The organism is Pseudomonas bharatica CSV86 (assembly GCF_000319305.2).
Taxonomy (GTDB): domain Bacteria; phylum Pseudomonadota; class Gammaproteobacteria; order Pseudomonadales; family Pseudomonadaceae; genus Aquipseudomonas; species Aquipseudomonas bharatica.
In genome coordinates, this window is sequence record NZ_AMWJ02000002.1 from 1550012 (window position 1) to 1572400 (window position 22389).

16 protein-coding genes and 1 pseudogene are annotated in these 22389 nt (G+C 64.0%); 3 read left to right on the forward strand and 14 right to left on the reverse strand.

The window, feature by feature from the left end:
* Positions 1 to 76 precede the first annotated feature (76 nt).
* Complete coding sequence (locus tag CSV86_RS20975) at positions 77 to 496, reverse strand: GNAT family N-acetyltransferase (protein WP_240160539.1); 420 nt, start codon at positions 494 to 496, stop codon at positions 77 to 79.
* 1152 nt (positions 497 to 1648) lie between these two features.
* Between CSV86_RS20975 and CSV86_RS20980 the strand changes: the two genes are divergently transcribed.
* Positions 1649 to 1960, forward strand: a complete 312-nt coding sequence (locus CSV86_RS20980) for a hypothetical protein (protein WP_037062081.1) — start codon at positions 1649 to 1651, stop codon at positions 1958 to 1960.
* Between the two features lie 96 nt (positions 1961 to 2056).
* Here the strand turns inward: CSV86_RS20980 and CSV86_RS20985 are convergent, their stop codons facing one another.
* The gene (locus tag CSV86_RS20985; RefSeq protein ID WP_009405848.1) at positions 2057 to 2548 is read right to left on the reverse strand and encodes a GNAT family N-acetyltransferase; all 492 of its coding nucleotides are present in this window, start codon (positions 2546 to 2548) and stop codon (positions 2057 to 2059) included.
* A gap of 974 nt (positions 2549 to 3522) precedes the next feature.
* On the opposite strand from CSV86_RS20985, the gene CSV86_RS20990 reads away from it, so the two are divergent.
* A complete protein-coding gene (locus tag CSV86_RS20990) occupies positions 3523 to 3858 on the forward strand; it encodes a YceK/YidQ family lipoprotein (RefSeq protein WP_009405852.1) in 336 nt (111 codons plus the stop codon).
* Between the two features lie 101 nt (positions 3859 to 3959).
* Here CSV86_RS20990 and CSV86_RS20995 read toward each other — a convergent pair whose 3' ends face one another.
* The 7 genes and pseudogenes from CSV86_RS20995 to peaA form a co-directional block, all read right to left on the reverse strand.
* On the reverse strand, positions 3960 to 4298 hold the full coding sequence (locus CSV86_RS20995) for a hypothetical protein (protein WP_009405853.1): 339 nt from the start codon (positions 4296 to 4298) through the stop codon (positions 3960 to 3962).
* Positions 4299 to 4407: 109 nt separating this feature from the next.
* Positions 4408 to 5103 (reverse strand): sensor histidine kinase, encoded by a 696-nt coding sequence (locus tag CSV86_RS21000; protein WP_037062070.1) that lies wholly within the window; start codon positions 5101 to 5103, stop codon positions 4408 to 4410.
* On the reverse strand, positions 5103 to 6710 hold the full coding sequence (locus tag CSV86_RS21005; RefSeq protein ID WP_009405856.1) for a tetratricopeptide repeat-containing response regulator: 1608 nt from the start codon (positions 6708 to 6710) through the stop codon (positions 5103 to 5105). Before CSV86_RS21005 ends, CSV86_RS21000 begins: the two co-directional genes overlap by 1 nt.
* 406 nt (positions 6711 to 7116) lie before the next feature.
* A pseudogene (peaD, locus tag CSV86_RS21010) lies at positions 7117 to 8231 on the reverse strand (quinohemoprotein amine dehydrogenase subunit beta).
* Positions 8232 to 8263: 32 nt separating this feature from the next.
* Positions 8264 to 8587 (reverse strand): quinohemoprotein amine dehydrogenase subunit gamma, encoded by a 324-nt coding sequence (gene qhpC / locus CSV86_RS21015; protein WP_009405860.1) that lies wholly within the window; start codon positions 8585 to 8587, stop codon positions 8264 to 8266.
* Between the two features lies 1 nt (position 8588).
* Entirely contained in the window at positions 8589 to 10019 is a 1431-nt protein-coding gene (gene peaB, locus CSV86_RS21020; protein ID WP_009405862.1) for a quinohemoprotein amine dehydrogenase maturation protein, read from the reverse strand.
* 45 nt (positions 10020 to 10064) lie between these two features.
* The gene (gene peaA, locus CSV86_RS21025) at positions 10065 to 11642 is read right to left on the reverse strand and encodes a quinohemoprotein amine dehydrogenase subunit alpha (RefSeq protein WP_009405864.1); all 1578 of its coding nucleotides are present in this window, start codon (positions 11640 to 11642) and stop codon (positions 10065 to 10067) included.
* Positions 11643 to 12039: 397 nt separating this feature from the next.
* Between peaA and CSV86_RS21030 the strand changes: the two genes are divergently transcribed.
* Entirely contained in the window at positions 12040 to 13533 is a 1494-nt protein-coding gene (locus tag CSV86_RS21030; RefSeq protein WP_009405866.1) for an aldehyde dehydrogenase family protein, read from the forward strand.
* Between the two features lie 197 nt (positions 13534 to 13730).
* Here the strand turns inward: CSV86_RS21030 and qhpG are convergent, their stop codons facing one another.
* The 5 genes from qhpG to CSV86_RS21055 form a co-directional block, all read right to left on the reverse strand.
* Positions 13731 to 15038: a flavin-dependent monooxygenase QhpG gene (qhpG, locus tag CSV86_RS21035; RefSeq protein ID WP_009405868.1), complete on the reverse strand. Its 1308-nt coding sequence runs from the start codon at positions 15036 to 15038 to the stop codon at positions 13731 to 13733.
* Positions 15035 to 15700, reverse strand: coding sequence for a subtilisin-like serine protease QhpE (qhpE, locus tag CSV86_RS21040; protein WP_009405870.1), 666 nt, complete (start codon positions 15698 to 15700; stop codon positions 15035 to 15037). Before qhpE ends, qhpG begins: the two co-directional genes overlap by 4 nt.
* Positions 15693 to 17408, reverse strand: coding sequence for an ABC transporter ATP-binding protein (locus CSV86_RS21045; RefSeq protein ID WP_009405872.1), 1716 nt, complete (start codon positions 17406 to 17408; stop codon positions 15693 to 15695). Before CSV86_RS21045 ends, qhpE begins: the two co-directional genes overlap by 8 nt.
* Positions 17408 to 19309: a sigma-54-dependent Fis family transcriptional regulator gene (locus CSV86_RS21050; protein WP_009405874.1), complete on the reverse strand. Its 1902-nt coding sequence runs from the start codon at positions 19307 to 19309 to the stop codon at positions 17408 to 17410. Before CSV86_RS21050 ends, CSV86_RS21045 begins: the two co-directional genes overlap by 1 nt.
* A 210-nt stretch (positions 19310 to 19519) precedes the next feature.
* On the reverse strand, positions 19520 to 22225 hold the full coding sequence (locus CSV86_RS21055) for a helix-turn-helix transcriptional regulator (protein WP_009405876.1): 2706 nt from the start codon (positions 22223 to 22225) through the stop codon (positions 19520 to 19522).
* Positions 22226 to 22389: the final 164 nt, after the last annotated feature.

Genomic DNA, 22389 nt, shown 5'->3' on the forward strand with positions numbered 1-22389 from the left:
GCAAGCCAGCTTCCACAGGTTCAGTGCAGCTCATCACACTGTGGGAGCTGGCTTGCCAGCGATGAGGCCCTGAAACTCACGCGAGAACCTTGGCCATTTCCGCCGTCTTCTCCCACCCCAGCCCTTCATACACCGGCCGCCCCACCTCGGTAGCATGCAACACCGCAAACCCCAGTCCGCGTCGCGCGAACTCCGCCTCGCCCAGTTTCATCAATTTCGAAGCCAAGCCCCGCCGCCGATACGCCGGTTCGACATACACATTCAACACATACCCGCGCTGATCACTCTGCGGATGCGCCGGATGCGGTGGCCAGTCGATGCTCATCAGGCCGATCGCCGCGGCTACCGTACCGCCATCGACCACGGCGAACTCGTAGTAACGCCCGTCCTCCAGGCGCGGCAGCAGCCAGGGGTGGAAGTGCTCGCTCATCACCCGCAAGGTCGCCGGATCACCACCGGCCTCAAGGAACATCGCCACGCGATGGACACAAACCATCTCGGCATCCTCCGGCACCAACCGGCGAACGGTTAGCGGAGCAAAATCTATATCCCCGGAATGTTTGTCATCACGCTCACACCTTGGTCGCAGGCGTCGATTGTGAATCCCGTTCCGGCCCTGCGTTAGACACAGATCCGCTGTGCTCTCGCCATACAGATTGCAGAGCGTTTTCACCAGGTCTGCCCAGGTGCGACCAAAGTACCCTCACTCGTTCACTGCGGTTGCTTGCTGCGCTGGGTGGGGTGGTGCTGGTTGGAGTGGGGATGGCGTTAGATATGAGCCCTCTTTACGCCTGGCATGGGCACCTATTAGCTACCAGCCGACTGAGGTATGTGGGGGAAGGTCGGCTTTGGCGGTGTCAGTAGCGGTTGTGTGGGCGGCACGGATTCCGTTCCGCCCTGCAGGACACCTTCGTTGTTGACCAACTTCGACACGCTGTCGAGCTTTCTATGAATGAGATTTTTGGTTTCTTTGCCGTACCAATTCCTGCATGTGACATTGATTTCGCATGACCCCGTCTCGTATTGCCAGGTGAACGCAGCCCCACAGGACTCCTGGGCCGAAGACGCCTTCCACTGGGCATCGCAGGCTTCATCGCTTTGGAATGATGCAGCAGAGACAAATGCCGGCAGGCACAACGCGAAAAAACACTTCAAAAGTGCAGGTGAACATGGTCTGGCCACGGTGGCGACTCCTGATGAGGAAGTTGGCTGTGCACCGCTCACCTCGCACAGGGGTCAAGTTCCGACAAGCGTCCGACCGCGTCAATGCTCAAATACGACTAATCAGGAAGTGGGAAGTTCGGTCACAAAGGGCGACGAACTTCAGTTGCTTCCGACTTTCTTGTAGGCAATTTCCCAAGCATACTTCCGCCGCTTGTTTGCCGTTGCGTGCCGGGGAAACGCTGCCTAGTCTTGCTGCCGTCGCTGATTGTCTGGCGACCAGCTTTGACAGGCTGAACAGCGATTGAACCGCGGCACTCATTTCACCTGAACAGGCGTTTTCGTCTGGGCATCGTGTCATGGCGGCTGTGCGTGGGGCGCTTCGTGCGCGCCGGGTTCTCTCGCTCTCGGTCTGTCAACCTACGTACAGCTGCCACCCTTTTGTTTGACAGCAATGGGTGGTGGCATTGATAGCGAGATGACCACCATGAAGAAGATCGTCCCCGATCCACCCGCCTCATCCCCGCGCGCCGTGACCGTCCATACCCGCTTCGCTGGCTGCGATGGCCATCATCCTCCGCTCTTCGCCGTCCGTGCCGGAGCCGATGTGGACAAGGCGCTGGTCCATCTCGTCGTGCTGCTGCGCTCGGCCTATGAAACCAATCTGCAGGCCTGCGATGTAGTGAAGGACAACCATCTCGCCGGTATCCTCTGGGCGACCCAGCACGCCCTGGAAGCGTCGCAGGCGTTGGCCGAGTCGATGGCGAGCGGGATTTCGCTGATGCAGGCTTCGGGTTGAAGCCGCAGGATTGAGGTTGCTGCTGCCGGCCCCATCGCCGGCAAGACCGGCTCCCACAGTGTGGGAGCTGGCTTGCCAGCGATGACGCCCTGAAACTCACCCGAGAACCTTGGCCATTTCCGCCGTCTTCTCCCACCCCAGCCCTTCATACACCGGCCGCCCCACCTCGGTAGCATGCAACACCGCAAACCCCAGTCCGCGTCGCGTGAACTCCGCCTCGCCCAGTTTCATCAATTTCGAAGCCAAGCCCCGCCGCCGATACGCCGGCTCGACATACACATTCAACACATACCCACGCTGATCCCTCTGCGGATGCGCCGGATGCGGTGGCCAGTCGATGCTCATCAGGCCGATCGCCGCGGCTACCGTGCCGCCATCGACCACGGCGAACCCGTAGTAGCGCCCGTCCTCCAGGCGCGGCAGCAGCCAGGGGTGGAAGTGCTCGCTCATTACCCGCAAGGTCGCCGGATCACCACCGGCCTCAAGGAACATCGCCACGCGGTGCATGCAAATCTGCTCACTGTCTTCCGGTAGCAGCCGGCGAACGGTGAAGGGCACGAAATCGATATCACCGGGAACTTCAGTCATCACACTCATACCTTGGTCGGAGCGTCGATTCTGGGCCCCACCCCGGCAAAGCGTTAGATACAGATCCCACTATGCACTGGCCATACAGACTGCAGAGCGTTACTGCCCCGGTTCAATGCCCTTGACCAACATACGAGGCGCATCAATAACAAAGAGGTACTTCCTTGCCCCTCGATCTGAATTGCTGACACCAAGCGATAAAGATCCAGAGTCGTCGTTACTTGCCAAACCAAGGGCTCTCGGGAGGGGGAATATAGGGCCCCCCCGATGGATAGGGAGCCCCAGACGAACCGGGAGTCCCGGCGGGATTGGCAACCTGGACGCCACCAGTCAGGACGCCATTGCTATTGACCAGCTTGGACATGCTGTCGAGTTGCCAGGAGGTAATGCTTAAAACTCTCTCCCCCTTCAAGTTCTGGCAAATCGCCTGGAGAACACATACGCCATTCGGCGACTGCCTGACACCTATACTTGAACAGCTACCCTGGGCGGAGGACTGGTCGAACTTCGCTTTGCACTGGGGCTCGAATTCGTCGTCGAGCTGGGCGAGTGCAAATGTCCCCGGGCCAAAAGCCAAGGCAACGGTCATTGCAATTGGGAGAATGCGTGAGCGAGCCATCTGAGATGCTCCCGAAGATAAATGGGCCGTGCACCACTTACTTCGCACAACACCAATTTCCCGGGATGCGTATCACGTGTCAATTCTGCATTAATTACTAATTCGAAGTGAGGAACAGGACAACCCTCTCGCCGGCAACGCAGGCTCCCACAAGGTTATGTATCAGCCACAAAATGAGTGAACGAAGCAAAGACCTGTGGGAGCCGGCGTGGCCGGCGATGAGGCCGGATCTGACTGAAGTAGTACCCGGCCTACCCCGGCACCATTTCCTTCCTACGATTTCCTCGCTGGCAGCTGATAGCCGGCCCCCTAGACCTTGCGATCAACTAACATTCTTCGCCAAGGAGCAGCCCTCATGAATTTCAGCAAGCCATTCCTCTTACTCCTCGCCCTGACCTTGACCGGCTGCGGCACCTTCAACACGGTGGTCCGTGGCGACCAGGTAACGGCAAAGAACCTCCGCGAATGGCGCACCCACTGCGCCTCCCTGCCACGGGTCTACAGCGGTGCGGTGTACAACTTCTGCGTTCTCAACGGCGAGCCGAACTATTCCACCGACGCGCCGGGCTCACCTGCCGCGATTCCATTCACCATAGTGGATATAGCCTTGTCTGGTGCGCTGGACACCCTGGCATTGCCGTACACGATCTATCGCCAGGTGGAAGACGGGAATATCGAGTTGCATCGTTAGGTCGCAAGCTTCATGGCGGCTGTATGTGAGGGTGCACTCGTGCACGCCGGGCTTCTCTGCCCTCGGTCTGTCAACCCATATACAGCCGCCACCCGCACCTATTACTCAAGCAAAACCTTCGGCGCCGGAGCTGTGGCCTGCGGCACCACCCCGCCCGTCAGGTGCCCATTGCTGTTGGTCAGCTTCGGCACGCTGTCCAGCGTCCAGATCGAGCTTTCGTCATCCCCCGGAACCCCGTCGGCTTCGTCACAGGAAACAGTCAGGGTGCACACGCCCTTGGGCCCCTCTACCGACATCAGCTTGTGGCACGTCTTATAGGCGGAAGACTTGATCCACTGTTCATGACAGGCATCGGCCGCCAGGGCATTTATCGACATCGCCACCCCGCCCAGCAGTGCTGCGCCCAGGGTGATCGAAGAAACGGAGTTGGAACGGTTCATATCGGCTTCTCCCGTAAAGAAAATCGATGTGCACCGCTCACCTCGCACGGGACCACGCTCGTCCCGTGCGAACAGGCTGTCAATTGTCGGAAGTCATTAACCCGAAAGCCTAGGGCAGATACAGCCTGAACAATCCACCACCCAAGGCCCCGCCATTGGCAATCTCGATCCGCCCCGGCACGCCGTTGCGCGCGTGCAGCGCAGCGATTCTCGCAGCGAAATACAACCCCAGCCCGGTACTCGCCGTACTGTGCTCGATGCCCTGCACATACTCGTGCTGCTGGGCGATCATCGCCGCCGGGAAACCCGCGCCGTCGTCGTTGACGCTGATCACCAGCGCCTCGTTTTCCTCGCGCACGGTGACCAGCAATGCGTGCCCTGCATAGCGAATGGCGTTGTTGATGATGTTGGAAATCACCGACCCCACCAGCTCGCGATCGAAGAAGCCGAGGGGGGTGGCCTCGTCGATTTCGTAGCGGGCAACGATGTCGCGGCTGTGGAGGATCTCCTGGTAACCGGCCAGCAGCCCGCCGATGAAGTCGTCGAGTTCGTGGTAATCCGGCAGCATCGGCAGTTGGTTGATGCCGAGCTTGTACAGGCCCAGCAGCTGTACCAGCATGCCGTTCAGGTGAACGAACTCGTGCTCGATCACCACCTGCTCGGGCCCCTGCTGGTGGCTGTCCGGCAGGCGCGAGAGCCATTGGCTATGGGCCTGCATGAGCATGGCCAGCGAGTTCTTCATGTCGTGCACGGTGGAGGCGATCACCGTGGAAAAATCCAGCCCCGATTCCTTGTCCCTGGACATCATGACCCCACAGCGCGAATGCGCAGTTTGCGGTAGCGCTCATAGCGCGGATCGGTATCGGGAATGCCGGCCACCTTGGCCAGGCAATCGCGACACTCCTGCAGCAGCGCCGCCGCCGGACTTTCCCCGCCGATACGCAGCAGGGCCTGGGCGGTGTTGAGGGCGATGCTGATGTTCTTCGGTTGCAGCTTCAATGCCTTGCGGAACTGCTCCAGCGCTTCGTTCAACTGCCCGGCCTGGTAGCTGCGCACGCCCTGGCGATTGAGATCGACCGCCTCGTTGCCGGCCCTCAGGATGGCCGAGTCGTCGGTAAGCTTGGCGATGTTCTGCATGACCGCATTGTCGTCACCGTAGACCTCGACGCAGTTCTTCAGGATGGTCTTGCCGGCATCTTCCTGGCCCAGTTGCTTGAGCTGTGCGGCAACGGCCAGGGCGGCCTCGGCCGAGAAGAACTGGTCCATGGTTTCCAGACGCGCCAGGGCCGCTTCGGTGAGCTTGGCCGCCGTCTCGGCATCGCCGGCCTGGGCCACGCCGGTGGCCTTGATCAGCCGGGCACGCACCTGCAGGCCCTGGTCTTCGGCGTACTCCTTGGCGACGTCGCCTAGCACCTGGTTGATCTCGACCCGGGTGCGCGCGTCCAGGCCATTGCCGGTGTTTTTCTGGATCAGCGCCTGGGCCAGCCCGAGGTTGCTTTCCGGGTCCTTGAAACGCGAATTCTGGCCCTGGCTCACCGCCTGCCGATAGGCCCGCGATGCACCGTCAAAGTCGGCATTGGCCAGGGCCAGCTTACCCAGCAGCATCTGCCGTTTCACCGCCAATGGCGACAGACGCACCGCATCCTCCAGCACATGCTGGGCACGACGGCTTTCACCCAGGGCGACCAGCACCTCGGCCAGGCCGTCGTACAGCCCGGGCATCATCGAGAAAGCCTTGATCGCCTGCTCGTAGACGTCCTTGGCCTGGCTGGTCTGGCCGCGCTTGAACAGCAGCTTGCCCAGTGCCGAATAGGCCCAGGGGGTCGGGCGATTGGCGAGGATGGCCTTGAGGAAGCGCTCCAGTTCTTCATGCCGGTTCAGCGCGGCCATGGCGTCGGCGCGGTAGCGCAGGCACAGCGGGGCGAAGCGCGGATCCTGGCGGCACAGTTGCTCGCAGGCCACCAGCACTTGCGCCGGGTTGCCACGGTCGAGCGCCTGGAGGATGGGCTTGAGCAGGGTCTTGCGCTGCACCAGCTTGTCCAGGCGCTGGGTCAGGCCGACACGGTTGAACGGCTTGGTCAGGTAGGCATCGGGTTCGTGTTCCAGTGCACTGAGGACCACGGCCTGGCTGCTTTCAGCAGTGATCATGACGAAGATCGCTTCGTGGCTGATCAGCTTGTCGAGCATGAGGTCTTCGAGCACCTGCTGGCCGTTCTTGCGGCCGTCGCCCATGTGGAAGTCGTGGAGGATGAAGTCGTAGCGCTTCTGCCCGCACATGCGGATCGCCGTCTCGCCGCTCTCGGCGGTGTCGACGTCCTTGATCCCCATCTCGCGCAGCATCGAGCGCAGCGAAGTACGGAAATCGGTGAAGTCATCGACGATGAGAAAACTTTTCTGGCTGTAGACCAACATCCGCAAAACCTGTCTTGGAATTGAATGAAACGCACACGAACACACACAAGGACAGGCGCCTGGAGGAAACCAGGACGAAATCGTCGCCGCCGATCGTCGTAACGCTATCGGCAGCACGCGACATTTGCTTGAGCCGGCGAACGCCAGGGCGTCGATGGAGGTGAAACGAGGGCCGGGAGGTGATGCCAGGCAACAATAGCTAATTGCCACTATTGAAGTCCAGACTTCCGGCCGCGGGGGGTGCGCTTAAGGGCCCCATCGCTGGCAAGCCCCCACAGGGATCGCGCCAGCTTTTAGAAATTGAGCAAAACAGTTGCTCCCTCAGGTTCACTGCCGTTCCTGAGAGCAGCGCAATACCTGTGGGAGCTGGCTTGCCAGCGATGAGGCCCTCAACAACGAAGCAGGATTACCTGACGAACACCTGCGCCGTAGTAATCGCCATATCCCCCCAGGCAGCTTGATCTTGCCCAGCGGCTTCAAACTGTCCGCATCGAAGATCGCCACATCGTTGTACGTCCCCGCCAGGTACACCTTGCTCCCCGCCTTGTTCAGCGAAATGCAGTAGTACGAGTGGTCCAGCGCCGCCGCCTTGACCAGTTTCTTCGCTTTGATGTCGTACTTCGCCAGCCGGTTGAGCACGCCATACACCACGTTGGGATCCTTCGGCGAGCGCATGCCGCTGAAGTAGATTTCCGTCAGCGGGCCGAAGTCGACGGTCTGGGTCTTGCCGGTCTTGAGATCGATGTTGAAGAAGCCGTAGAGGTTCTCCGCCGTGGCCGGATCCTGCTTGTCGTCGGTGAATTTCGCCGTGGTGTAGAGCAGCGAGAAGTCATGCCGGTAGGTCTGCTGGTTCCACACGTAGAGCACGTCCGGCGCACTGTAGCCGGGGCGCTTCCAGTGCCGGCTGGGGACCAGCACATCGAACTTGCCGGTCTTCACGTCCACCTTGTAGATATCCGGCCCGGCCACGTAAAGGGCGCCGTCGTCGCCACTTTGCATGATGGTCAGTTGGCGCGGGGCCGGGAAGCTGCGCAGCGGCTTGGCGTTCAACCCGCCATCGGTGGCGTAGATGTCGAGACGCGGCGCCTGCACTTCGTAGTGGTCGCTGAAGATCTTCGTGGGATTGGCCACGGTGTAGATCTCCTTGCCGTCATGGCTGACGGTGAAGGAGAACATCGACCGCGCCTTTTCGCCCGGCAACTGGGTGATGCTGGCGTGGAACACCTGCTTGCAGTTGTCCAGCTCGACGCCGTAGATATCGGCATAGTGGTTGTTGAGCACGTAGGCGATGCGCTTGTCCGGGGACAGCTGCACCGAGCCCGGGCCGAAGGCGTCGGGCATGGCGCAGGTCTTGTAGAGCTTCTCGCTGTTCAGGTCGATGACGTGCAGGTTGTTCGGGTAGTTGGTGACCACCATGTACTCGTGGCCGGCATTCAGGGCCTTGCCTTCGTCGGCGGCCATCGCCGTACCGGCGCCGAGCGCCACCAGGGCGGCCAGGCCGCGGGTTGCAATCTGGAGCATGCGGTTATCCCTCTTCTTGTTCGCCTGGGGGCTCATTTGTCGTCCGGGAACACGGTCCCGAGGTTGCGCCAGCCATCACCGGAGGACTGCGCGTCCTTGTTCCAGTCGGGGAAGGTGCTCATCATGTCCGGCACCTGGGCCGGCCACCAGCAAGGGTCGGAGCAGCCATACAGGTCCGACTCCATCGGCTGGCACAGCGACGAGACACCACCAAAGGCGTCGATTTCCCAGCCCGGGTCGGTGGTCGAGGCGCAGCCGGCGACCGAGTTCATCGCCACCACTTCCTCGATGCGGTTCTCCTCGGCGGCCTGGTCCAGCTTGAGGGCTTTGTTGTTGATCGGCTTGAGATGTTTCATGTCAGTGCACCTTGCGCGCAGTGATGTAGCGAGTGATGAAGGCCGGGTTCTCGGCCATGATCCGGCTGTAGACTTCGATGCCGAAGTCCACCCAGTCGCGCATCAGTTCGCAGTAGTGATAGGTCGGATGAGTCGGGTCGCCATAGCGGGCATAACTCTCGTGGTAGCAGCCGCCGGAACACAGGTTGCGGATGCGGCAGCTGTCGCAACCGGTGTTTGTGCGGTCCAGGCGCTGTGACAGGAAGTCGTTGAGCTCGACCTGCTTCACCCCGCTGTGCACGTTGCCGAAGGTCGGCAGGCTGGAGCCGGTGAAACGGTGGCAGAGGTTCAGCTCGCCCTTGTGGTCCACCGCCAGCATCTTCAAGCCGGCGCCGCACGGCAGCGCCTTCTTGTGGCCCTCGTGGATATCGGTGAGCAACTGGTGCAGGTTGGAGAAGCCGATATTGCGATGCTCCAGCGCCGCCTCCAGATAGCGCCGACCGAGGGCCTTCATGTTGGCGAAGACTTGCACCAGCTCCTCACCGGTGAGGTTGTAGGCACTGATATCGCCGGATGTCACCGGCGCGAAGCCCACCTCGGCGAAACCCATTTCGTTGAACAGGTGATTCCAGATGGTCTCGATATCGGTGACCCCGGTGGTCAGGGTCACCCGCGCGCCTACCGGACGGCTGTCGTAGCGCGACAGCAGCATGTCGGCCTTGCGCCGCACCACGTCATAGGTGCCCTGCCCGCCCACGGTGATGCGGTTGCGGTCGTGCACGGTCTTCGGCCCGTCGATGCTCACCGACAAACCGAAGCGGTGGGCATTGAGGTAGTCGACGATCTCCTCGGTGAGCAGGGTGGCGTTGGTGGTCATGACGAACTCCACGCGCTTACCCGCCTCGGCGAAACGCCGCTCGCAGTAGTCGACCATGTACTCGATCAGCTTGCGGTTGCTCAGCGGCTCGCCGCCGAAGAACACCACGGTATAAACCGGCTCGTCCGGCGACTCCTTGAGCAGCATTTCCACCGAGGCCACGGCGGTCTCGACGTCCATGCGCTTGCCGGCCGACGGTTTGTCCAGGTCTTCCTTGTAGCAATAGGTGCAGCTCAGGTTGCAGCCGGTGTTGACGTTGAGCACCACGGTGTTCAGCGCCGTGCGCTCGACCCGCCTGGCGGAAATTTCCGGGGTCAGCGGCGAGCCATCGCTGACCAGCTCCAGGGCGATCAGCTCGCGCAGCACCTCGTTGACTTCATCACCATCGAAGCGCTCGGCCAGGCGCTGCACCAGCGCTTCGCTGGAACAGCCGGCGCCGCGCAGGCTGTCGATGATTTCCCCGGTCAGGGCATCGCTGGCGAACAGCGAGCTGCTGGGGATATGGAACAGCATGCGGGCATCGTCGACCCGCACTTCATGCAGATTGCGTTCTACCAGATTCAGGATGGCACCCATCACAACCTCCTCGAAAACTCGAATGTGGTCCGGTCGATCCGCTCATCAAGGGATAGGCGGGTTGTTCCAGCGCTGGATGGTCACGATCATCTGGCCCTCGCCGGTACGCGCGGTGCCGGCATCGTCCACTGCAGCGATCACCTTGAGGTTGCCGGCGTTGTTGGTGGACATCTTGCGCGCCGGGTTCGGCCCGGCATCACCCGGGGTGAACACGCCGGTATCGGCCTGCATCACGCCGGCGAACCTGACGTCCTCGTCCTCGCGGGCACGCTCATCGAACGGCTCGACCCTCCATTTGGCCGGGAACACACCGATGCGGTAGGCCTTGCCATCGGCGCCCTGGCCCCAGGCCTCGGCATCGAAGCGCCCCTGCACCTTCGGCGTCGAGCCGCCGTTGTCGCCTACCCGGGCTACCGAGAAGGCCGGCACCACCTTCACTTCGGCGATCTCGCGATACACGGCCAGTTGCTGGCCGCCGAGCGTGCCGACGGATACCTCCTGCAAACCGCTGGCGGCATCGGCGGCGGCCTTCACCTTCACGCGGATACGCTGCGGCGTGTTGTCCAGTACCTCGACCACTTCAACGCCTTTGCCGAACGACGGCGTACCGCTCAGGCCGCTGCCGACCAGGGTCAGCTCGCTTTCGCTGCCGGCCTTCACATAGCCCGGCTGTACCGCCAGCAAACGCGCACTGCCCTGCTGCGCGGCGGTGAAATCGAGGCCGCGTTCGTCATGGGCCTTGTCGAACATGCGGCCGCTGAGCTGGCCGTTGTTGGCGGCGAGCACCTGGCGCATGCTCACGCCGTCGACGGTCACCGTGCCGCGCCATTCATAGCCGCTGTACAGCACCGCCGAGCCCTCGCCCTTGAACGGCTTGCCGTCGGCGTACTGCCCGTCGAGGCTGACCTTGAAGCGATCGCCGTCCTCGGCGGTGACCTTCATCACCCCGTTCAGCTCCCCCCTGCCCGGCAGATGGCCGCTGAAGCTCCAGTCGCCGGCCAAGGACGCGGACTTCGGCATGGACTTCTGCCAGTCGCTCCAGGCCTTGCTGTCGAAGGGATACTTCTGCGCCAGCAGCGGGACCATGTCCTTCTTCGCCAGCTCGAACCAGTCGCGGTCGCGGGACAGTGCCTGGTACTCCAGCGACGGCCACTGGCCGAGGTGGAAATGCACCAGACGCTCCCATTCCTGGGCCGGTCGCCGCTGCAGGGCGATCCGCGCGCCGGAGTGGCAGCGGGCACACATCTGCTGGGTGGGTTCCTCGATGTTCTCGACGGTGTTCAACCGACGCTCGAGGGCGTAGCGCACGCCGTCGGTCTCGCTGGGTGCGAGGCCCTGGGTGTCGGCGAGGTACTTGACCAGGGTGCGACGGTCTTCGTCGCTGATCTGCAACTGGTGCATGGTCTGCATGCGGCCGATGGTCATCAGCCAGCCTTCCGGCGTTTTGCGCTGGTGGCTGATGCGGCTCAGGGCGTCGTTACCTTCGGGAAGGTGGCAGCCCTGGCAGGTCTCCATAAGAATCTGCTTGCCCTCGCGGGCCTCACTGACCTGCGGCTGCACGGCAAGGCCGACGGCCACTGCCAGCAGGCCACCGGCGCTGGCGAACCTGAGTGTTCTCTTCATCGATGACTGACCTCCACGGGGTTCTTCTTATTGTTCGTACACTTCTTATAGGTCTCTTCCGTCGGCCGTACAGCGGCAGAGCGCGCACCGAAGAGCCGCTTGAGGGGGGCGATACACATTGTGTGCCAAGAGCCGGAAGCGCCGTTCTACGCGGCTTGCAGGCCGCGGTAGGCGAGCCCTGCGCTACTTTTCGCGACGAACGAGACGACGTGAGACAGCTGTCTCACAGCGCTGGGACTGTCTCGCCCGCTGTCGCATTTTGCGACTGCCGGCATCAGACATGACGTTGCCGCGCCAGTGATCCGGCCTTGGATTGCGTGGGCTGGCGCCGACATCGGCAGGCTTGGCACAGCGGTTGCGATGGCCCTGGCAATCACTCACAAGAACGAGGTTTGCCATGTCCACCACTGCCCCTTTGCACCCGGCCGTCGAGGCTTTCGTCCGGCGCGCGCCCACCATGCTGATCGGCGCCGATTGGGCCGAGGCCGCGAACGGCGAACGCCTGACCTTGCGCAACCCGGCCAACGGTGACGTGCTGTGCCAGGTGCCGGCAGCGACCGCGGCCGACGTGGCCAGGGCGGTGGGTGCGGCGCGCCAGGCCTTCGACGATTCGGCCTGGAGCCGTAGCCGCCCCCGCGAACGGCAGAACCTGCTGTGGAAGCTGGCCGACCTGATGGAGCGCGACGCAGAGATCCTCGCCCAGCTCGAATGCTTGAACAATGGCAAGAGCGCGGTGGTGGCACGGGCCATGGACGTGCAGTTGTCCATCGACTTCCTGCGCTACATGGCCGGCTGGGCAACCAAGGTCGAGGGGCATACGGTCGATGTCTCCATGCCACTGATGCCGAACGATGAATTCCACGGCTTCGTGCGGCGTGAAGCGGTAGGCGTGGTGGGCGCCATCGTCGCCTGGAACTTCCCGCTTCTGCTGGCATGCTGGAAGCTTGGCCCGGCCTTGGCCACCGGCTGCACCGTAGTCCTCAAGCCGGCCGACGAAACCCCGCTCAGCGCCCTGAAACTGGCCGAACTGGTGCTGGAAGCGGGATACCCGGCCGGGGTGTTCAACGTGGTCACCGGCACCGGGGCCATTGCCGGCGATGCCCTGACCCGCGACCCGCGCGTGGACAAGCTGACCTTCACCGGCTCGACCGCCGTCGGCCAGCACATCGGCCGCATCGCCATGGACAACATGACCCGGGTCACCCTGGAACTGGGCGGCAAATCGCCGACCATCGTCATGCCCGACGCCGACCTCGCCAGCGCTGCCGCCGGCGCCGCCACGGCGATCTTCTTCAACCAGGGCCAGGTGTGCTGCGCCGGCTCGCGCCTGTATGTACACCGCAAGCACTTCGACAATGTAGTCGCGGACATCGCCGGGATCGCCAACGGCATGAAACTGGGCAACGGCCTTGATCCGAGCGTGCAGATGGGCCCGCTGATTTCCGCGCGCCAGCAGAAACGCGTGTTCGACTACATCGAGCAAGGGCGTAGCAGCGGCGCCACCATTGCCTGTGGCGGCGAGCAGTTCGGCCCGGGGTATTTCGTCAAGCCGACGGTGATCGTCGATGTGGACCAGAAGCACCCACTGGTACAGGAGGAAATCTTCGGGCCGGTGCTGGTGGCCATGCCGTTCGATGACGAGGCCGAGGCGCTGCAGTTGGCGAACGATAGTCCCTATGGGCTGGGGGCGAGTATCTGGTCGAACGACCTGGGCGCGGTGCACCGCATGATTCCGCGAATCAAGTCGGGCTCGGTCTGGGTCAACTGCCACAGCGCCCTGGACCCGGCGCTGCCGTTTGGCGGCTACAAGATGTCCGGCGTCGGCCGCGAGATGGGCGCCGCGGCGATCGAGCATTACACCGAGCTCAAGTCGGTATTGATCAAGCTTTAAGCAAATTCAGGTACCAGATGCCCGGTGGCTGATCGGGGCTGATCATCACATGCGAGGGTGGTCTGGTACCTGATCCATTCAAGCGGACACGGACCTGTGGGAGCTGGCTTGCCAGCGATCAGGCCCGACCTGGCAACATCATTGCCCTTGCCGGCCTCATCGCTGGCAAGCCAGCTCCCACAGGGGGCGGGGTGCTCTCAGGGGCGGTAGCCCTGGCTCAGGAGCCAGCTGCGCAGGTATCGCTGTTGTTCCGGGCTCAGATGGGCCAATACCTGGTCTGCCGGCTCGCTGTGCAAGCGACTCACCAACGGCGCCAGCTCCACCCCATTCAAATGCCAGATCCCCAACGGCTGGTCCGGGCTGATCACTACCTGGGCAAGATCGACAAACCCATCCCGCAACACCGGCGCCTGCTCGACCCGCAGGTCATCGAAACACGCCTCGGCATGCACCGGCTCGCCATCCGGCCATTGCCGACGCACCTGCCAGAACGGCTCCTGCGCCCAGCGCCGTTCCTCCAGATAGAAATCCCGCCCCAGCCGGGCGAAGCGCCAGAACAGGTGCTCGACCCGTTGCTGATGGAACCGCAACGCCAGCTCACGCCGCTCGGGATGAACCAGCAGGGTGTTGATCACCGTCGGCGCCTGCAGCGCCGAGGACAGCGACTGGAAGATGCCGTTGCCCGACAGCGGATCCACCGCCATTGCCGCATCCCCCACCCGCAACCAGTTCTCCCCGCCACACACGGGCGTGAGGATCGCCGTACTGCTGCGGGCATGCAGCTCAAGATCCTGCTCCTGGTCGTTGTCGAAGAACGCCCGGGCCAACACAGATTCCCAGCGCCGCTCTCGACAGAAATCCAGCAGCACCGCCTTCTCCGGCAACGGCGTGGCACTGACATCCAGGGTCCATTGCCAGTAGCACCGGCCATCCGCCTGCCGGGCCATCCACATCCACCCATCAGGCTGGCTTTCCACCGCACTGGCGCTTTTGCCGGGCGGGCCTTGCCAGCGATTGAGCAGGCTCAGGGTCTCCGGGCCACGGGCGGCACGCCCATGAGATCTGTCGTGCTGCGGGGCCTGGCGGCCACGGGCTTCGACATGAAAATCAGCGACCAGCGAAGGCGCACCCTCAAGCTCGATCAGGCTGCGCCCCGCCTCCTGCCGGACACCCAGCACCCGCGCTTCGATCACGGCGATACCAGCGGCATGCAAGTCGTCCCGCAACCCCTGATCGAAGCGCGGACGATCCAGCAGGAATTCGACATTGCGGTTCTGCGCCTCGCTGTTCCACCGCGAATGGCGCCGCGACGGCTCGCCCGCCACCGCCAGCGCCTGAGTCAGACCGACGCCACGCAACGCCTCCAGCACTCTTTGCGAGACGCCCTCGAGCGCCGCAAAACGCCGCCATTCACTGACCACGCTGACATCATGGCCAAGCCGCTTGAGACCAAGGGCAACCGCCGCGCCCGCCGGGCCGGCACCTAATACGACAATGGATTTCAAGCACGTCCTCGATATTCACGACCACGGTAATGAGCGTTGTGCAGCAGCCAGGCCATGACCAGGGCATTGGTTGCATGGGGCTGGTCACGCAGGAAGGCGGCGATATGCCCGGTGAGCGCCGCACAACCGAAACTGGCGCCGGACAGCGGGCTTTCCTTGGCCCGCACGCAGGCGCCGAAATCCGCCTGGGGCGTGTCCAGCCAGCTCCACTCGTCGCGCTGGCAACGGGCATCGCCGGTAATGCGCAGCACGCCGGGATAGGCAGCGGGATAGACCGGCGCCCCCTGCGCAGGCGTCGAAGCGCAGATCAGCACGCCGGCATCCTGCGCCGCCTCGCAGGCCTCGCGCAGGGCCGGGCGGTCCTCGCGCAGGCCAAGGCTGAGATTGATCAGGCGCACACCGCGCATCACCAGCCATTCGATTCCGGCAGCGACCTGCAAGGCACTGGTAACACCGCGCTCGTCGAAGACCTGGGCGACATGGATCGGCATGTCGCCAGCCCCGGCAGCGATCAATTCGACCACCGCGCTGCCATGGCCCAAGGCATCGTCGCGAACCGGCTGCTCGCTGACGCCGACAGCCGCCAGCTGGAAGCGCCGCGACTCGGCCACCCGCGCCAGGGGCGCGCCGCTGTCCACCACGCCAATGCGCACCTCAGACATGCCCGGCCTCCCGTGCGCGCAACTGGCCGTCGTGCAGGACCAGGTGCAGATCGGCATTGGCCAGGGTCGAGGGGCGATGGCTGACCAGGATCCGTGTGCGGTCAGAAAAGAGTTGGTCTATTGCGGCTATCACTTCGCGCTCCGTGTCTTCATCGACTTGTGAGGTGGCTTCGTCCAGTACCAGCAGCAGGGGATTCTGGAGCAATGCCCGGGCAATGGCGATACGTTGTTTCTGACCACCGGAAAGCTGTTGCCCGCGCTCGCCCAGCGGGCTGTCCAGGCCCTGCGGCAAGCTGGCGACCAGGCTGTCCAGTCGCGCCAGCCGGGCCACCTCGGCAACGGCTTCACGACTGGCATGCGGAACACTGTAGGCGATGTTGTCGGCCAGGCTGCCGCGGAACAGCACGATATCCTGGCTGACCACCGCCACGCACCGACGCAGGTCATGCAGATCGAAATCTCTCAGGTCCGTGCCGCCCAGCAGGATCCGGCCGGACTGGGGATCATGGAAGCGTTGCAACAGGTCGATCAGGGTCGATTTGCCGGCACCGGACATGCCGCTCAAGGCCACCTTGCAGCCATGGGGAATATCGATCGCGACGTCCTGCAACAGTGGCGGCCGCCCCGGATGGGCGAAGCACACTCCGCGCAATTTCAGGTCTCCACGGCCGGGCACCGGGCAGGCCTGGGCAGGGCTTTCCACTTCCGGCAGCACCCCGCGCAACTCCATGACCCGGCCGAGACTGACGCTCATGCGTTGCATCGCTACATACAGCCCAAGCAGGCTCTGCACGGGGCCGACCGCCATTCCCAGGTACGTCGAAAAGGCAATCAGCGCGCCCAGTTGCCAGGTGCCCTGTACCACCCAGTAACCGCCCACCAGGAACGCGCAGGCCCGGGACAGCGAGGTCAACGTTCCGGGAACGGCCTGGGTGAAGAACTCGGTGACCTGCAGGCGCAGCAGTTGGCTCATGTAGCCCTGGCCCAGGCCATCGAGCCGTCGCGCCTCACGCTGCTGCTGGCCGGCGGACTGGATGAACTTCATCGCCGGCAGGGTCTCCACCAGGAACGACGAGACGTCCGCCGAGCACTCGCGCAACTGCCGTACCTCGCGCTCGACCTTGCGCCGCATCCAGCGCAGCCAGAGCACGTCCAGCGGAATCAGGAGCAAGGCCAGCAGCGACAGTTTCCACGACAGCATCAGCAGCATGCCCAGGGCACAGACCAGTCCAAGCACGCTGGACACGGCGGAAAACAGCGAGTCCACGGCAAAGCGCTGGATCTCCGCCACATCGCCATCCAGCCGCGACATCAGGTCGCCCAGGCGGCGCTGGGCGAAGAAGCCTGGCGAGAGACGCTGCAGATGGCGATACAGCTCATCGCGCAGGGCAAACAGGATGCGCCCCGAGAGGCGGGTATGCAGGTAGCGGTTGAGCCCTGACAACAGGGTGCCGAGGATACCGGCGAGGATCATCGCCCCGGCGATCAGCACCAGCTTCGGGAAATCCTTCGCCAGCAGGCCGTCGTCGATCAGCAGCTTGGTCAGCCAGGGCTGCACCAGCACCACGGCCGTGGCACACATCGACAGGCCCAGCAGGCCAAGGATCGCCAGGCGGTGGGGGCGAATGAATCCATATAGCCAGTGGAGTGCATCCTGCAGGGCGGGCCGGTCCTGATGGTCGATCAGACGGCTGAGCAGGCGTTGCATCACGGATTCATCTGCTTGAGCTTGCGATACAGCGTGGCGCGGCTGATACCCAGCGCAGTCGCAGCGGCTGTGGCGTTGCCGTGGTGACGATCGAGGGCCTGGCGGATCAGCTCGAGCTGGTTATCGCGCAGGCTCTCGTGCCTGGCAGGTCGTTCGCCGCCGCGCAGTTCGTCGAGCAGGTTGTCGGGGACATGATCGAGGCCGAGCACCTGTTCACCCGCCTCGCGCATGGCCAGCAGCAGGCGCAGGCTCATTTCCAGTTGCCGGATATTGCCCGGCCAGTGATAGCCGTGGAGCAACTGCGCCAGCTCGTCGGACAGGCGCACGCCCTGCCCACCGAGGCGGGACAGCAGGCTGTCGATCAACGCCGGCAGGTCGTCGCGCTCGCGCAGCGCCGGCAAATTCACGCTGATGCCGTTGATGCGGTAGTAGAGGTCTTCGCGGAAATGCTGGTCCTGGACCTGGCGCTTGAGATCGCGGTGGGTGGCGCAGATCAGGGCGATGTCAAGATCCTGCTCCTGGGCCGCGCCCAGCGGCGCCACCTTGCGCTCCTGCAACACCCGCAGCAGTCGGGCCTGAAGGGCCAGGGGCATATCGCCGACCTCATCGAGGAACAGGGTGCCGCCATGGGCCTGTTGCAGGCGCCCGACCATCCCGCCACGGCGCGAGCCGGTGAAGGCGCCTTCGCGGTAACCGAACAGTTCCGACTCGATCAGTCCCTCGGGAATCGCCGCGCAGTTCACCGCGATGAAGGGCTTGCCGACACGGGCGCTTTCCTGATGCAGGGCGCGGGCGACCACTTCCTTGCCGCTGCCGGTCTCGCCCAGCAGCACCACCGGCAGATCGTTGGCCAGGCCCTGGCAGGCCATGCGCAGGGCGCGGGCGAAGCGAGCGTTGCCAGCGCCAAGAACTTCCAGGGACGGCGTGGTGGATGCCGGGGCATTGCGCCGGGCCGTCGCCGGTACCGACAGCGCCAGCGGGCGCTGCGGCACGTGCAGGGTCTTGTAGTGGAACGCGCCCTTGGCGGTTTCGACACTGTCGCACTGCCCCTGCTGCAGGCGCGCCAGCCACTGCTCGATGCGCAGGCCCAACAGGCTGTCGCAGCGTTGTCCGACCAGGCCGGCGCGGTCGCTGCGCAGCAATTGGCAGGCCTGGTTGCTGACGGCAAGGATACGTCCGTCGAGGCTGACCGCAAGCAGGCCCTGCCAGCAGGAATCGAGGTACTGCCGGCGATTGTGGAACGCCAGGACGATCTGCTCCGGGAAGCTGTTCATGAACAGGCGGCTCTCGATCTGCATCACCGCCAGGGCCAGTAGCGCGGTGCGATCCGGCAAGCGGCCGAGGGGGCCTTGGCGGGTCAGGTCGAGCACGCCCAGTAATTCCCCTTGCGGGCAATGGATGGGCACCGAGGTGCAGGAAAAGTCGCTGAGGCGCTCGAGGAAATGCTCGCCGCAATCGATCTGTACCGTGCGCGCTTCCACCAGCGCGGTGCCCAGGGCATTGGTACCGCGGGCCGCCTCGCTCCAGCAGGTGCCGGGTGCGATATCGCCGAGGCCGCGCTGCTTGAGCACGGCGGACTCGCCCTGGATGGTGAGGATGGTGGCGTCGGCGTTGGCGAGGATCACCAGGCTGTCCTGGCCCTGCCGTGCGCCGAGATAGTCCAGTTCGGCGGTAGCGGCGTCCAGCAGCGGGCGGTTGTTGGCCAGCAGCAGGTCGAGGCTGGCGGCCGAAGTCAGGGCGACTTCCTGCCCGGCGTTACCGGTAACCCCATGACCGAGGCTGCGACGCCAGGAGGCATCGATTTCGGCCCGAAGAAAACCGTCGGGCAAGCGGCCCTCGATGGACAGGCGTTCCCTGGCAAGACGCGGGTTCGAGGTCGGGGCGGTTTTTATTGTGCTCATCGGCGGCTCCGGGTCGGATATCCGATACAAGCAAGACCTGCGCCAGATCAGGCGGGTAACACTTCCTTGAGGGCTTGTGGTGTTGCTGATGGCCCAATCGCTGGCAAGCCAGCTCCCACAGGGTTAGCACTGTTCTTACGAGCAGCGCTGTACCTGTGGGAGCTGGCTTGCCAGCGATTGGGCCACCACAAAAGTACGAGTATAACCCCGTTACAAAAGCCCCAGCGCCTTGGCCCGGGCCACGGCCTGGGTGCGCCGTTCGACTCCGAGCTTGCTGTTGATATGGCTGGCATGGGTTTTCACCGTATGCAGCGAGATGAACAGTTGCTCGCTGATTTCCTGGTTGGAACAACCCTGGGCAATCAACTTGAGGACCGACCTTTCGCGCGCGCTCAGGGTGTCGGCTCCGGCGCTTTCCTGGTTGGGCAGCAATCCCAGCAGGCTGGCCTGGACCGGCCCCGCCGGCTGGGCCTGAAGCTGCTCGCGCAGCCACTGCGGATGCCCGGCAAGCAGGCGCTGGAAGGGTTGCAACGCCCCGCCCCGCGCTGCTTCGAATGCCTGCAGCAAGCGCTCGCGCGCCTCCACCTGATCGCCCTGTGCCAACAACAGGCCGACCTGCTGGCACAAAGCGGTCACGCAAAGCAGTTGCCCGCCACTGGCCTGCCCACGATTGACCAGGGCCTGCAACCGCTGCCCGGCCTGGGCGCTCCGGCCCTGGGCCTGTTCGAGCAAGGCCTGCTGTAACTCGATATGCAACGGCAACAGCGGGTGGAATTCCGGCGCCGCTGCGGCTTGCTGGCCGCCATAGGTCTGGCTCAGGCGCAGCAACCAGGACTCGGCGAGATCGTTGCGCCCTTGAGCCAGCCACAGCTCGCATTTCACCAGGGTGATCATCGCCAGGTAGAAGATCGGCGGCACGTCCCAGATGTGCATCAACCGTTCGGCCTCGGCCAGTTCGGCGAAGGCCTCGGCGAAGCGCCCTTCGCGACCATCGAGGGTCGCCAGGGCGCAATGGCCGATGAGCACGCTGATGTCGCGACAGGCCCGGGCCTCGATCAGCCCGGCGCGCAGGCGGCTGCGACCGGCCTCCGGCTGCAGGCGTCCGATCAGCAGGTAGCCTTCGTAGAGCATCAACCGCGCACGCACCGCGTACAACCGCTGGGAAGAAAGGCCACGCAGCCGCTGCAGGCCCTGGCTCACCTCGTCCATTGCCCGCAGTACTTCGCCCCGCGCATGCAGGACGCGAGCGCGGTCGTAATGGGCCAGCGCTTCGAACAGCGGGTTGCCGACCCGTTGCGCCAGCTCCAGGGCTTCGCGGTTCCAGCCGCGGGCACGCCAGAAATCGGCTTCGGCGATGGCCAGATTGGACAATGTCGACAGGCACATCAGGCGCTGCCCGTAGCGCTTGTGCGGCAGACTCTGCAGGGCCTGCTCGCAGTAGGACCGCGTGCGCTCGCGGTCACCGCGACCGCGGGCGATGATCCCGCTCAGGGCCAGCCATTGGGCGAGCATGGATTTCTGCGCCGTGGCCGACGGCGCCGGAAGGAAACGACTCAGGTGGCTGGCCAGCTCTTCGGCGGCATCCAGTTGGCAGGCCAGGCCCAGGGCCCAACTGTACAGGACGATCAGCCGCGGGGTGCTGATGAGCAGGCTGTCGGGCAGGTCCATCTTCCAGCGCAGGAGCATGCCCACGTTCTGCTCGGCCAGCAGTTGCTCTTCGGAAAGGTTCTGCACCAGGTTGGCGGCCACGTCCAGGTGCCCGGCCCGCAGGGCCTGTTCCACCGCTTCGTCGAGCAGGCCCTGGCTGTGGAACCAGCGGCAGGCGCGCAGGTGCAGGCTCGACAGCGGCAGGCTGGCCTGGCGGGTGCGCAGCAGGTCGGAGAACAGATGGTGATAGCGGAACCAGTAGCCATGCTCGTCCAGCGGCACCAGGAACACCTGGTGCGACTGCAGGAAACGCAGGATCTCGCTGCTGTCATGGCTTTCCCGCAGGGCGTCGCAAAGGTCGGCGCAGAAACGGTCCTGGCAGGCGGTGTCGTTGAGGAAGGCCTGGACCTCGGGTGGCAGGCAGTCGATGACTTCTTCCAGCAGGTAATCGCGGATCAGCCCTTCGCCGCCGTGCAGCGCCTGGGGCAGATGGTTGTCGGTCCCCGACTCGTTGGCCGCCAGCAGCCAGAAACGCAGGCCGGCGACCCAGCCGTCGCTGCGCTGCACCAGGTTGTCCAGGGCCTGGCCGCGCAGCAGGGTTGGATGCTGGCCGAGCACGGCGAAGGATTCGTCGGGGGTCAGGCGCAGGTCCTGCTCGGTCAGTTCCAGCAACTGGCGCGACAGGCGCAGGCGTGCCAGGTGCCAGTCCGGACGCAGGCGACTGGTGACCAGCAGGACCAGGCCCGGCGGCAAGTGATTGAGGAAAAACTGCAGGCAGCGATCGAGCACGGGGCCCTGCGCCAGGTGATAGTCGTCGAGGACCAGCAGGATCGGCGCAGCGTTTTGCAGATGGACGGCCAGTTCGTCCAGCAGCCCGTCGAGCCACTCTTCGAAGGCGAAGGGCTGATGCCGCTGACGCATCTTCAGCAGGCCGAGCGCCTGGGCGCCCAGGCTCGGGCAGTGCTGCTGAAGGCCTTCGAGCAGGCGCTCGAGGAAACGGCCGGGATCGGCATCGCGCTTGCTCAGGCCCAGCCACAGGCTGCGCCACTGCGTGGGCAGGCTTTGGCAGAACTCCACCGCGAGGGAGCTTTTACCGAAGCCGGCCGGCGCATTGACCAACAACAGGCGGCCGCCAAGGCCGGCCTGCAGTCGCTGGCACAGGCGTGCCCGCGGCACATGCCCTTCAGGCAGCGGCGGCCGGTAGAAACGCCCCTCCAGCGCAGATACGGTCTGGCCGGGGAATCCTTGCGTGCTGGACAGATCGGTCATGGCCGGCTCGTTTGTTGGAAGTCTCGGCGACAGGGATTGCCGGAGACTAGCGGTTTACCCGGCACATTTGAAGGCGATTGCAGCAGGTAAGCCAAAAAAGACTACAACAAGAAGCAACAGGAATGACATTGATGGGGGGCAAGGGATGATTGCCTTGCAGGGAG

What these genes read in the sequence shown, in the direction of transcription:
- CSV86_RS20975 (WP_240160539.1), bottom strand. Translation starts at nt 496, where the DNA reads ATGGTTTGTGTCCATCGCGTGGCGATGTTCCTTGAGGCCGGTGGTGAT.
- CSV86_RS20980 (WP_037062081.1), top strand. Translation starts at nt 1,649, where the DNA reads ATGAAGAAGATCGTCCCCGATCCACCCGCCTCATCCCCGCGCGCCGTG.
- CSV86_RS20985 (WP_009405848.1), bottom strand. Translation starts at nt 2,548, where the DNA reads ATGACTGAAGTTCCCGGTGATATCGATTTCGTGCCCTTCACCGTTCGC.
- CSV86_RS20990 (WP_009405852.1), top strand. Translation starts at nt 3,523, where the DNA reads ATGAATTTCAGCAAGCCATTCCTCTTACTCCTCGCCCTGACCTTGACC.
- CSV86_RS20995 (WP_009405853.1), bottom strand. Translation starts at nt 4,298, where the DNA reads ATGAACCGTTCCAACTCCGTTTCTTCGATCACCCTGGGCGCAGCACTG.
- CSV86_RS21000 (WP_037062070.1), bottom strand. Translation starts at nt 5,103, where the DNA reads ATGTCCAGGGACAAGGAATCGGGGCTGGATTTTTCCACGGTGATCGCC.
- CSV86_RS21005 (WP_009405856.1), bottom strand. Translation starts at nt 6,710, where the DNA reads ATGTTGGTCTACAGCCAGAAAAGTTTTCTCATCGTCGATGACTTCACC.
- qhpC (WP_009405860.1), bottom strand. Translation starts at nt 8,587, where the DNA reads ATGAAACATCTCAAGCCGATCAACAACAAAGCCCTCAAGCTGGACCAG.
- peaB (WP_009405862.1), bottom strand. Translation starts at nt 10,019, where the DNA reads ATGGGTGCCATCCTGAATCTGGTAGAACGCAATCTGCATGAAGTGCGG.
- peaA (WP_009405864.1), bottom strand. Translation starts at nt 11,642, where the DNA reads ATGAAGAGAACACTCAGGTTCGCCAGCGCCGGTGGCCTGCTGGCAGTG.
- CSV86_RS21030 (WP_009405866.1), top strand. Translation starts at nt 12,040, where the DNA reads ATGTCCACCACTGCCCCTTTGCACCCGGCCGTCGAGGCTTTCGTCCGG.
- qhpE (WP_009405870.1), bottom strand. Translation starts at nt 15,700, where the DNA reads ATGTCTGAGGTGCGCATTGGCGTGGTGGACAGCGGCGCGCCCCTGGCG.
- CSV86_RS21045 (WP_009405872.1), bottom strand. Translation starts at nt 17,408, where the DNA reads ATGCAACGCCTGCTCAGCCGTCTGATCGACCATCAGGACCGGCCCGCC.
- CSV86_RS21050 (WP_009405874.1), bottom strand. Translation starts at nt 19,309, where the DNA reads ATGAGCACAATAAAAACCGCCCCGACCTCGAACCCGCGTCTTGCCAGG.
- CSV86_RS21055 (WP_009405876.1), bottom strand. Translation starts at nt 22,225, where the DNA reads ATGACCGATCTGTCCAGCACGCAAGGATTCCCCGGCCAGACCGTATCT.